The 11,659-nt window shown below is 42.8% G+C and carries 12 protein-coding genes; 10 read left to right on the top strand and 2 right to left on the bottom strand.

The genetic code is table 11. The annotated features are described in order from the left end of the window. The first annotated feature begins 6 nt into the window (after window positions 1-6). Genes JWG44_RS04650 through JWG44_RS04635 form a run of 4 tightly spaced genes read left to right on the top strand, consistent with a single transcriptional unit; the run spans window position 7 to window position 4,060 of the window. On the top strand, window positions 7-627 hold the full coding sequence (locus tag JWG44_RS04650; RefSeq protein ID WP_205273791.1) for a formate hydrogenase: 621 nt from the start codon (window positions 7-9) through the stop codon (window positions 625-627). Then, complete coding sequence (locus tag JWG44_RS04645) at window positions 624-1,832, top strand: proton-conducting transporter transmembrane domain-containing protein (protein WP_205273790.1); 1,209 nt, start codon at window positions 624-626, stop codon at window positions 1,830-1,832. The genes JWG44_RS04650 and JWG44_RS04645 overlap by 4 nt, the downstream gene beginning before the upstream one ends. Next, window positions 1,833-3,242 (top strand): hydrogenase large subunit, encoded by a 1,410-nt coding sequence (locus tag JWG44_RS04640; protein ID WP_205273789.1) that lies wholly within the window; start codon window positions 1,833-1,835, stop codon window positions 3,240-3,242. Next, window positions 3,239-4,060 carry an NADH-quinone oxidoreductase subunit B family protein gene (locus JWG44_RS04635; protein WP_205273788.1) on the top strand — a complete coding sequence of 274 codons (822 nt, stop codon included), beginning with the start codon at window positions 3,239-3,241 and terminating at the stop codon, window positions 4,058-4,060. The genes JWG44_RS04640 and JWG44_RS04635 overlap by 4 nt, the downstream gene beginning before the upstream one ends. A gap of 131 nt (window positions 4,061-4,191) precedes the next feature. On the opposite strand, the gene JWG44_RS04630 is transcribed toward JWG44_RS04635, so the two are convergent. Further along, entirely contained in the window at window positions 4,192-4,578 is a 387-nt protein-coding gene (locus JWG44_RS04630; protein WP_205273787.1) for a DUF1304 domain-containing protein, read from the bottom strand. Window positions 4,579-4,689: 111 nt separating this feature from the next. Here JWG44_RS04630 and JWG44_RS04625 point away from each other — a divergent pair, with 111 nt between their 5' ends. Both JWG44_RS04625 and JWG44_RS04620 read left to right on the top strand, forming a co-directional pair. After that, window positions 4,690-5,718, top strand: a complete 1,029-nt coding sequence (locus tag JWG44_RS04625) for a GlxA family transcriptional regulator (protein WP_232371476.1) — start codon at window positions 4,690-4,692, stop codon at window positions 5,716-5,718. A gap of 338 nt (window positions 5,719-6,056) precedes the next feature. After that, window positions 6,057-6,767 (top strand): hypothetical protein, encoded by a 711-nt coding sequence (locus JWG44_RS04620; RefSeq protein ID WP_205273786.1) that lies wholly within the window; start codon window positions 6,057-6,059, stop codon window positions 6,765-6,767. Here the strand turns inward: JWG44_RS04620 and JWG44_RS22215 are convergent. Continuing rightward, on the bottom strand, window positions 6,764-7,693 hold the full coding sequence (locus JWG44_RS22215) for a glycosyl hydrolase family 18 protein (RefSeq protein WP_205273785.1): 930 nt from the start codon (window positions 7,691-7,693) through the stop codon (window positions 6,764-6,766). The genes JWG44_RS04620 and JWG44_RS22215 overlap by 4 nt on opposite strands. Before the next feature lie 108 nt (window positions 7,694-7,801). Here JWG44_RS22215 and JWG44_RS04610 point away from each other — a divergent pair, with 108 nt between their 5' ends. The 4 genes from JWG44_RS04610 (at window position 7,802) to JWG44_RS04595 (ending at window position 11,584) form a co-directional block, all read left to right on the top strand. After that, complete coding sequence (locus tag JWG44_RS04610; protein ID WP_205273784.1) at window positions 7,802-8,692, top strand: fructosamine kinase family protein; 891 nt, start codon at window positions 7,802-7,804, stop codon at window positions 8,690-8,692. Window positions 8,693-8,753: 61 nt separating this feature from the next. After that, window positions 8,754-9,485: an SDR family oxidoreductase gene (locus JWG44_RS04605; RefSeq protein ID WP_205273783.1), complete on the top strand. Its 732-nt coding sequence runs from the start codon at window positions 8,754-8,756 to the stop codon at window positions 9,483-9,485. Between the two features lie 72 nt (window positions 9,486-9,557). Then, window positions 9,558-10,511 (top strand): ABC transporter ATP-binding protein, encoded by a 954-nt coding sequence (locus JWG44_RS04600; RefSeq protein WP_205273782.1) that lies wholly within the window; start codon window positions 9,558-9,560, stop codon window positions 10,509-10,511. Further along, window positions 10,508-11,584 carry an ABC transporter permease gene (locus JWG44_RS04595; RefSeq protein ID WP_205273781.1) on the top strand — a complete coding sequence of 359 codons (1,077 nt, stop codon included), beginning with the start codon at window positions 10,508-10,510 and terminating at the stop codon, window positions 11,582-11,584. Before JWG44_RS04600 ends, JWG44_RS04595 begins: the two co-directional genes overlap by 4 nt. Window positions 11,585-11,659 lie beyond the last annotated feature (75 nt).

Genomic DNA, 11,659 nt, shown 5'->3' with positions numbered 1-11,659 from the left:
AAATTTATGGGAACAGAATTTAGTTATTTAATTCTCCTGCTGATAGGAGTTGTGATTCTGCTGGAAAATCGGATAAAACGTTTGGTTTTACTTCTCGGTTTTCAAAGTATCTTCCTGTTAGTCCCGCTTTTTGAAGACTCGGGTTTTAACACACATAGCCTTTTTTTAGCGGGGATGATCGTCTTTTTTAAGGTTCTTTTAACCCCTCTGATTCTTTTCTGGACGGCAAGAAAGACTAACTCCGTAGAATCCACATTTCCGAAGATCGGTTATATACCAACTTTTGCGCTTCTTTCGGTCGGCGCATTGATCGGATTTTTGATGTTCGGTTTCACCAAATATCGATTTGGTGAAGTAAATCAAATGTCCTTTCTTTATACGTTTTTGCTTTTGTATGTGGGAATGGTCGGTTTTGTGGTTCGTCGTCATTGGGTTCCGGTAATCGCATCCTTTGGCGTTTTTGAAAATGGGACGTTTCTTCTTACTCAAATTTTGCGCACCGGTTTACCGTTAGGGATAGAATTCGGATCCTTCTTGGACGCGGTTTTTATTATCGGTGCGGCTTCGACGCTTCGAGTCAGCATGCAGAATGATTCTCAATCCGAAAAAGAGGAGATATCCGCATGAGTTTATTTTATCTAAACAGCATCGGCGCCGTCGTTCTTCTTCTCATTCTGATCGCTTACGTTTTCGCTCCGACCAAAGGTCAGAGTAAGATTACGATGTGGTCGGTTTTAATGATACTTTGCGCGAGTTTGAGTTTTGCAGCGTGGAATTCGGAGGGATCCGCTTTGCAATGGGTACTTATCGAAGCCACTACGTTTACGGGAACGTTACTCGTCTCTTCCAGTGGAACTTCGAAGTCCTTCCCGATCGCATGGAAGTTTCTCCTAATCAACTCGTTCGGATTGGGTCTTGCATTTCTCGGAATCATTATCGTAACGGCTACGTTACACGGTATTGATCATCCCGTAGAAATTCTCGCCGGCCGTATTTCCGAACACCCGGAAAACCTGTGGATCGAAATCGGCTTGTGGTTAGCGATCTTTGGATATTCGGCAAAGTTAGGACTTTTCCCAAATCATGTGTGGGTTGTAGATACTTACGGGGATAGCCCGAGTCAAATTTCAGCTCTCATTGCGGCCTTTATCCCCGTCTCCGTTTGTTTTGCGATTCGTCCCTTCGTTCATATGGACCATCAATTGTATCCGACCACTTTTAGCGCCGCTGATGGATTGTTGATTTTAGGAATAGCGACGATGCTCCAGAGTATCGTCGCTTTGTATCAGAGGAACGACTTACGGATGATGACCGCAAAAGTTGCGTTATTTCACAGCGGGGCGTTGGCGATTTTTCTTTGGATGGATCTACCGGAGACAACTTTTAATTATATAATGGCGGGTAATATCGTCTTAAAATCTCTCCTCTTCTTAACGATGGGAATCGTGAGGATGGATTCGGGCGGAAGGGAGTTGAGTAAGATATTTCTTTCGGAGGAAATCAATAAACGCGCCCTTTCCCTCTATACTCTCGCATTATTTCTCGCGTTCGTTCTTCCGGGGTCGCCGATTTTTGTAAGCGATCTTTTACTTCTAAAAGCCGGTTGGGCCCAAAAGCAATGGTTCGTAATTTCGGTACCGTTTTTTGGTTTAGTTTTTTTCGGCGTAACTATCTATAAAACCGTTCCGTTGTTTAATCTAAAACACAGACCTTTTGCAAAAAGCTTCGCTTTCACTTTGAATGTTCGACTGATCGATTCTTTACTTCTCTGTTTTACGGTCTTTGGACTTGGAATTTGGGGATTCTATCGATTGTTGCAAGGAGAATTTTGAATGCGTACTGTCACAGGTTTATATCCGAGAAAAGGTAAAAAAGGATATCATCGTTTCTGGATTTCCAACGATGGAATCGAACGCGAAGTTATAGAACATTCTCAAAATGAAATCATCGAGGATTCTGCAAATCCGATCTGGATTCTGCGACATTCCTTGGGCGTCGATCAAGGTGAGGAAGATTATTCCTCTTTCGATTTTGAAAAATACATCAACGTCGGACGTAAAACGGATCTCGAGAAATTTGTAACGAAAAAAGGCATTAAGAATTTATCATATAGTGGATTGACCGTTCCGATCCCTGCGGACCACTATTCTCACGCTGTCGGACCGATCCACGCGGGTGTGATAGAACCGGGACACTTCCGTTTTATCGTTCACGGCGAATTGATAAAAAATCTAGATATCCGTTTGGGTTTTCAAAAACGAGGTTTGATCGAGATGATAAAGGGAAAGGGTCCGAAAAATTCTTTTCCTTACGCCGAGGTGATTTCCGGAGATAGTACGATTTCCTATGGAATTGCGTTTTCAAGAATTTTCGAGGAGGCACAGAAAATCGAAGTTCCGCAGGAGATAGATTTTGCAAGACTAGTGCTCTTAGAATTGGAAAGAATCGCGACCCATATCGGTGATATGGGCGGAATCGCGGAAGACATCGGCTACTATCCGTTACACGGAGTTTGTTCCCTCCAAAGAGGTGTTCCTCTCGGCGTTATGGAAGCGTTGACAGGAAACCGATTCGGGAGAGGAGCTTTGTCGCCAGGAAAAATCTCTTTAAGGCCCGGCTTGACTCGCGAAAAATTGGCCGAGTTGGCCGAAAGGATTCGATCCGTTACGGCTGATGTATCCGGACATTTCCTGAGAGCCGCTTCGGTTTCTACCAATCGCGAAAGACTACAAACCTGCGGCGTCATCCGACAAAAACAAGTAAGACAGCTGGGTTTTATCGGGATGGTGGAAAAATGTACGGGCCTCAACCGCGATTTACGCAAGTTGGAAAAATCCTATGAGTTCAGTTCGCCGATCAACTTAGAATTGAATCAGAGTCATATGAACGGGGACGCCTGGGCTCGCTTTTATATACGATATGAGGAATTACTGAAAAGTAGTAAATGGTTGGTCGAAGCCATCCCTAAGTTAGAAGCACTTTCGGATTTTAAGAATAGAAAAGTAATCACCTCAAAGACCGTAAAAAAAGGAACTTACCATGCGGCTGTGGAAGGATGGAGGGGACCCGTATTGGTGTCTCTCGATCTGGAAACCGACGGTACGATCGAAGACGCGTATATTCGAGATCCTTCAGTTCCAAACTGGCACGCCCTGGAATTAGCGGTTCGAGACGAATATATCGGAGATTTTCCCCTAAACAACAAATCGTTTAACTTCAGTTATGTCGGAGTGGATCTATGAAAGCAATATACGAAGTTTTGAATATATTTCGTCGCGCAAAAACGATGGATTATAAAAAGGTCTCGCCGATCAATTTGAATGCGCGAGGAATTCCCGTTCCGGTCTTGAAGTCGAACGAATCCTGTTTATCTTGTAAATCCTGTGAACAAGTTTGCCCGACTCATTCCCTAAAGATTCATTCCAAGGAAAAAATGAGCATCGATTACGGAGCCTGTCTTCAATGTGGGAGATGTTCCGAAGCCTGCTCGGATGAAAAGATTGTGGATTCGGGTTTTGTGCACGTTTATTCTTATGATCGCGACGCTCTTAAGGTGACCTATATAAACGGAATTCCGGAAGAAAAAGAGGAAATCGTTTCGGACGATGTAAAGGAATTTCAGAGGATCACGAAAAGAACCGGTTTTCAATACAGGGAAATCGCAGCCGGAGGGAACAATACGACGGAAGCTGAAATCAACGCAAGTTTCAACGCGCTTTTTGACAGCGAAGCCAGTAAGGTTCGTGTTGTCGCTTCTCCAAAACACGCCGACGCGCTTGTTTATTCCGGACCAGTCAGCCGAAATATGGAAGGGCCTCTAAACACGGCTTGGGAAACGATGCCTTCTCCGAAGGCCTTGATAGCCTGTGGAACGGAAGCGGTTTCCGGCGGACTATTCAAGCGGGGAAATCTGCCGAAAGAACCGGATCTTTTTATCGGCGGAGATCCGCCAAGACCGGATGTGATGATCTCTGCGTTTCGATATTTGATGGGAACGAGAGAATTTTCCTTTCGAGCGGAATTGACAAAACACGTTCGAGATTTGAGAGAAAAAAAATAACTCAAAAAAGAAAGCAGAATCAAAAGCTCGGATCCGCAAGAGAATTATAAAATTCTAATGTTATCCGAGCGGCTGAAAAATCAACTTCGGAAAAGTTCAAATCTAATTCCGTATTTTTCAATCGATAAAGATCAACCGTAAATAGAAACCCCGATAAGCGCGATTGCGATCAGAGGCGGTAAACCCTGAATGATTGCAGCTCGAGCCATGGCCGGTTTGGAAGCGAAAAGAACGAGGCCTGCGCCAAAAACGGAAAGGCAAGAGAAGATCATAATTGCCGGAGCGTAATTCGCATGAACTTCAAAAAAGAGGGCACCATAGAGTGCACCGATTGCGAGAAAAAGATTGTAAAAGCCTTGGTTTAGAAAGATTCCTTTCATTGCCTCGGCTAACTTTTTGTCTGTAACGCCAAAACGTCTGTGAATTGCCGGACGCATCCAGAGAACACTTTCCATAAGAAATATCCAAACGTGAAGCGCTCCTACAATACCGGCTAAAATCCTTGCGGTTAAAATCATCCTATTATCTCCCAAATATTTGTTCCGGTAGTTTAACAGGCCGCCGATCTTTTGTAAAGATTCGTCTCCGCCAATTTTCGACGCGATTCAGCCTTTTAATTTATTACCAAAATGAAGTTTTCATTGCGATTCTGCCAAAGTCCGGCTCGATTGCCCAATATGGACGTTGTGATTTTGCTGATTCCGGGAGCTCCGGCTTCCGTCATAACCGGCCTTTTTGAGTTTTTTGAATTTGCCGGAATGGATCTCGAAAATCGGAGAAAGCCGCCGATATGCCGGGTTCGCACGGCGGCGATTCAATCGGAGCCAGTACAACTTCATGGAAACGTTCAAATCAAACCGGACCTCGTAGGTCGATGCGAAAAAGTGGACCTCGTAATCGTCCCTGCCATCGGACCAAACGTTGTAGGAATCAAACGAAGATGCGGGCTTGAGATAGAATGGCTCAAAGAAACGGCAGAACAAGGAGTTCGAATTGCGAGCGTTTGTTCGGGAGCTTTTTTGTTGGCTTCTACCGGTTTGTTAGAAGGAAGATCAGCGACAACACACTGGCATTTTGCCTCTCTCTTCCGAAGAATGTTTCCGTCGGTTCATCTTGATATCGATAAACTTGTGATCGACCAAGGCAATTTTTTGACTTCGGGAGGAAGTAACGCTTTTTACGATTTGAGTCTTCATGTTTTGGAACAATCTCTCGGGAGGGAAGTGGCTCTAAAATGTGCAAAACATTTTCTACTCGATTCTGATAGGATATCGCAGACTCCCTTTATGACTTTTGCCGTTCAAAAGCATCATGATGATCAATCGGTAGCAGCGGCTCAGGATATTCTCGAGAACGAATTCACTGCCCAGATTTCGATGGAAATCTTGGCGCAAAGAGTAGGTTTGAGTTCTCGGAGTCTAAAAAGAAGATTCAAACAGGCGACGGGCGATCCTCCTTCCACATATTTACAGCGTCTTCGGATAGAATGGGCCAGACGCCGTCTGGAAGAATCCGGAGATTCCATTGAAGAGATAAGTTACGCCGTCGGATATGAAAACGTCGGCTTTTTTCGAGTTCTTTTTAAAAGATATATTGGAATTACCCCGATGGAACACCGCCGTCGCCACTCGATCAAAATTCCGATTCGGTTAAAATAGCGGATTCGTTTTTCGGATTTCCTAAAACTCTAAGGTTGTCCGTACTTTTTTTTCGATTGCAGAAGTCGATTCCCGAGCTGATTTCAAAACAAAAAATCCGAAAAGAAGCGGGTATCAACCCTTTTGGCCAAACTCTAAAAAATGATACATCAGACAAATTCTCATTTTTTATCCGTTAGAATATGTTCAACAATAGAGAATGATTTCTCGAAGTTAAACGATCAGAGATAGATTTTTTCATCTCCAATCTTTGAACAGACGTTTAATTTTTTAAACGCGCAAAAATAAATTCCGGAATCCTATCCTTGAGTCTAAGAAAAGGATTCAGAAGGTTAAAAGTGAGAACAATCATTCCATTCTTAATTTTGAATATATCGTTTTCGGTTTTCGGAGAAGCAAAAAAGATCCGTTTTTTTGGAACAGCCACGGATCTAGAATCCCGTAAAATTCTCTACTATGATCATCACGAAGAGGTATGGGAGAACGGAAATCATTCTTATTCACTGATTCAATATAAAGATCCGCAGGGAAAAGTTTTCGCTAAAAAGAAAATCCAATTCTCCAAAAATCCGGCCATCCCTGATTTTCAATTGGAGGATTTAAGAGACGGTTATCTGGAAGGAGGAACACTTTTAAAATCCGGAACCGCAAAATTATTTGCGCGACGAAATTCAGAAAAATCTCTCGAGGAAAAAACGATCTCTTTCTCTGAGCCGGCTTCGATGGACGGAGGTTTTGATTATTTCGTAAAAAATAATTGGGATTCTTTGATCGATGGAAAAACGATTCGTTTTAGATTTTTGGTTCCGATAGAAAAAGATACCTTCGCTTTTTCCGTTTCCAAAACGAAAACGGGAGAGTACAAAGGAAAGCCCGCCTTATTCTTAAGAATGAAAATCGACAACGCGCTACTTTCAGTTTTCGTAAAACCGATCGAAATGGTCTATGATATCGAGTCCAAAAGAATTATGGAATATAAAGGTACATCCAACATAAATGACGAAAAAGGAAAAAGTCATAACGTAAAAATCGTTTATGATTTTCGTTAAAATCCGATTCTCCAGAAAGCGGTTCCTTTGAGTTGAAATTTCTCGGTCAATTCTTGCAGTTGAAGAATCGATTTCTTATCCGAGATAAAACCGATCCCCGTCGAATCCTGGATTTTAAGATATCCGTCGTCTCCATCGGTGAGTTCAAAACGATCTCGTTTTTTCGTTACATCCTTCCGGCTGATGATATGAACTTTTCCGCTTCGATTCCAAAAGTAACCGTAGAGCGGGAGTCCCAGCCAAAGTTTGGAAGAAGGAATTCGATTTGATAAAAATTCCAGATTTTTCGTAGTCCAGGAAATGGAAGTCACAGGTCCCGGATTTGTTTTCGAAGAATGGAAATCGTAGCTCATCAGAACAAATTCGTCGATAAAGTCCGCGCCAAGAAGTTCCCCGTGAATTTTAGAATTCGTATTCGGAAAATCTACCTGAGGAAAGAGAGCTAAGGTTAGAACTTTCTCATAGGGAAGTCTTTTTCTCAGATCTTTTAGAAACCTTTTATAATTCGATATCTGAGAATTTGAAATGTATTCGATATCCAAATGCAATCCGGATAGATTAGGGTTTTGTTCTATAAAATGAATCAAACTTTCCGTAGCGCGTTGTATTCCAGATTCCGTTTTTAAGAAGTGCCATCCGTTCGGATGGTAAACAGTGACCAAGGGAATCAATCTGACCTTATATTTTTGACCCAAGGATACGAATGACTTAGGAAGCGGAGTGGATTTGAGAGTCCCGTCCGCTCTTAGATACGTTCCCGTAAAACAAAGAGTATGCGATTTAGAAAAAATTTCGGTCCAATCAGAAAGGGATTTCCTTTCGATCGATTCGTGGATCGTATAATTCCAAATCGGTTTTGGATCTTTGGCAAAAAGAGGGGAAACATTCCAGAAATAAAGTAAGGTAAGAATTTGGAGAAGGATCACGTCTTACGAATATAATACGTTTTCTTAAATTTCAATCAATCCGGGAACCTTTCGAACCGATTTTTTAATCAGAGAAGGGGACCGGACTTCATCCGGGAGGAAGTGAGTTTGGTCATCAAAGCAGGATTAGAAGAGGCAATCTACGACGGTCTTGAAAGGCTGGGGATTTTGAATTCCGGCCTGAGACCAAGAGTTTCCCTGCATTCTTCCAGCCTCAATGAAATCTATCTTGTAGCCGCGCCGGCGCATTCTTTTGCCGTAAAAGTCATTCCCAGCAGAGAAATGGCGGAAACGGAAAAAGAATCCCTCGAACAACTCTACAGAATCGGCGTCCGCGTCCCGGAATGTTATGGGACCGTACAAGCCGGGAATTCCTGGTTTTTAGTGATGGATTATATCGAAGCCGGTACGAGTCCCAATGCAAGAGAAGATTTGATCCGAAGTTTGAAATTGCTCTACCAAAAGGATTCCAACTCTTGGGGTTGGAAACGTAACAATTTTATCGGAACTCTCCCGCAAAAGAATCGGTGGTTTTCCTCTTTTGAGGAATTCTTCTGGGAATGTCGTTTGTCTCCTCAGTTGGACTTAGCGTTTGGAAGAAAGTTGATAGTACCGAAAGACGTGGAAAGTGTGACCGATGTTTTTCGGAAGTTTACGGAAGAATGGTCTCTCAATCGATCTCGTCCAAGATTGATCCACGGAGATCTTTGGTCCGGGAATATTCTAACGGGAAAAAACGGACATTCGTATCTGATCGATCCGTCGATTTCCTTTTCGCATCCGGAACAGGATCTCGCAATGTTGAATCTATTCGGAAGTTCTTTGAATCTGGAGGAGATGCAACAGATTCTTTCCTTTTTAGGAGTGGACGATCCTGAACATTTGAAGGACAGAATTCCTTTTTGGCAGATTTATCCGGTCTTAGTCCATATCAATCTTTTCGGTCCTTCTTATCTTTCCTCTTTAAGACAAATCCTCCGTTACTACGGTAAAAGTTAATTCTTTATTCCGATCGGGAATTGCTTGATCGATCCGTTTACGACAAGAAGATAAGCGGATCATGAAACTTTCCGGAAATACGATCTTAATCACCGGCGCGACATCCGGAATCGGGCTCGAACTTGCAAAAAGATTCGCGTCTCTGGACAATACGGTTCTTGCTTTGGGAAGAAATAAGGAATCTCTTTCTAAGTTATCTTCCATTCACGGAGTTCAAACGATTCAATGCGATCTTACCAAGCCGGCCGATTTTGATACGTTGATTTCGCTTATCAAAAAGAAATATCCCTCGCTCAACGTGCTGATCAATAACGCAGGAATTCAATTCAATCCGAATTTTCTAAAAGATTCCGATCAAAGCGCAAACATAGAAAAAGAAATTCAAACCAACCTAACAATTCCGATACGATTGATTTCCATCCTAATTCCAATCCTAAAAGTTCACGCCGATTCTGCTATCGTAAACGTGACTTCGGGCTTGGCTTTGGTTCCTAAAAAATCCGCACCGTTGTATTGTGGAACAAAAGCCGGACTCCATTTGTTTACGGAGGCGCTTCGTTACCAATTGGAAGGCTCGAACATTCGAGTTATAGAAATGTTACCTCCGCAGGTAGACACGCCGATGACGGCGGGTCGAGGGAAGAATAAACTAACTACCGTAGAATTGACCGACCAATTTCTTTCAGCTTTGGAAAAGGATAAGGTTTATATCGGTATCGGAGTGGTTCGGTATCTGAGATTTTTACTCCGTCTTTTTCCCTCCTTGATCTACAAAGTTGTGAAGAACTCTTGAACTTTTCGAGAGGTTCGGAATTCAAAGAATGAAATTTTTAATTCTAAAATTCATAAGGAAAAGGATGTTCTCTTGAATCCAAAAAATTCAACCGATCCGACAAATATCGTCATCGACGTTCGCAACGTAATCAAACGTTTTAAAAACACGATCGCGGTCAACGACCTGAGTTTGGAAATCCGAAGGGGAGAATTTGTCGCGCTCTTAGGTCCGAACGGAGCCGGTAAAACGACTTTGATCGAAATGTTGGAAGGAATTCAGAAACCGGACGAAGGTTCCATTTCCATTTTAGGAACTACTTGGAAAGAGAACGAAACTTATCTTCGATCCAAAATCGGATTAGCCTTACAGGAAACCCGGTTTATGGATAGAATCACGGTTCAGGAAACTCTCGATCTTTTCGGTACGTTTTATAAGAGCAAAAAAGAAAGACTCGATGAAATTCTTGAACTGATCAATTTGGAGGACAAGCGTAAGGCCTACGTGAGTCATCTTTCCGGCGGTCAAAGACAGAGATTGGCGCTCGGAGTTTCTATATTAAATTATCCTGAAATTCTTTTTTTGGACGAACCCACGACGGGATTGGATCCGGGCGCGAGAAGGGACGTTTGGAAAATTCTAGACCGACTCAGACAAAGTAAGACGACGATGATTCTCACCACACATTATATGGAAGAGGCGGAAACTCTTTGCGAAAGAATCATCATCATGGATAAGGGAAAAATTTTGGATCAAGGAACCTTGCCGGATCTTTTGGGAAGAACCGGAGGCGGCGAGATCATTCGTTTTTCGATCGAAGACGGATCCAATCCGGAGAGTTTGATTCCCTCCGGCGGAATGTATAAGTATTACTGGGACTCGGCGAAATCGGAAGCGAGAATTTACGTTTCCGCGATCACCGATTATCTGCCTCAACTGATCCAGACGATTTCGTCTTCGGGAAAAAAATTAAAAAATCTGGAATGTCATAAAAAAACGTTAGACGATCTTTTCCTCAGTATGACGGGAAGAGGGCTGGAAGAATGAAACAAATCCTTCAATTGGTGAGCATTCAGCTCAAGGAATTTTATCGGGAGCCGGGCATCCTTTTTTGGGCATTCGTATTTCCGATCGCAATGGCGGGGGTTCTCGGAATCGCATTTAAAAATCGAGGATCCGAAGAGGTAAAAATTGCAGTATTAGAAAATTCTTATCAACTCGAAGATCTCAGAAAAACTCTCGAGGTCGGCGATTCCATAGAGGAAAAATCCGCGCTAAAGGATGAAAGTTCTCGATCCTTGCCTTCGCTCAAATTTTTGATTCTTTCCAAAGAGGAAGCCATTCGAGATCTAAAAAGGGGAAAGATAAACCTCATTTTGGAAAAGACCGCCGACGGAAAGGTCCACTTTTTATTTGATCCGGAAAACCCGAATGCACAAAGAGACTATCTTTTGATTCTCGCAAAAATTCGTTCAGACCGCTCCGAGTTCGACTTTGCAGTTGAAACCTTGGATTCGAAAGGAACTCGATATATCGATTATCTTGTACCCGGAATGCTCGCGATGGGTGTGATGAATTCCTGTCTTTGGGGAGTGGGATGGAATCTGATCGAAATGAGGATGAAAAAACTATTGCGGAGAATGTCGGCGACTCCGATGAATAAGCTCTATTTTTTACTTTCTTTCTTTTTTACAAGACTAGCGGTTACTGCGGTAGAATCTCTGATTCTTCTGAGTTTCACCTTTTTGACGTTTGAAAATTCTTTTGAGGGTTCGATCGGAGCAGCGCTGCTTATCTATCTCGCCGGTAATTTTGCCTTTGCTTGTATCGGAATGTTTATCGGATCCAGGGCCGCGAGTTCTCAGGTTGGAAACGGTTTGGTGAATGCGGTCACGTTTCCTATGATGGTTCTTTCCGGAATTTTCTTCTCTTATCAAAATTTTCCGGAAGTTGTCTTACCTTTGATACGAAATCTTCCCCTTACTTTGATGGCGGATTCTCTGCGATCGGTTTTTATCGAAGGCGCCGGTTTCGCTGAGGCGCTTCCTGCCGTTGCCGCGTTGTTTATTTATGGAATCGTATTTCTTTTTGCGGGGAGTAGAATTTTTCGCTGGTCTTGATCTAAGCGGGGAAAATAGTTTCAGAGATGATTTCTTCTTCACTGAGACACGGCGTTTATAAGGCTTTTCTAAAAC

Source organism: Leptospira ainazelensis, from assembly GCF_016918785.1.
In the GTDB taxonomy this organism is placed as follows: Bacteria; Spirochaetota; Leptospiria; order Leptospirales; family Leptospiraceae; genus Leptospira; species Leptospira ainazelensis.
The sequence above is the reverse complement of the archived record's forward strand: the minus strand, read 5'-3'. Positions and strand labels throughout refer to the sequence as shown.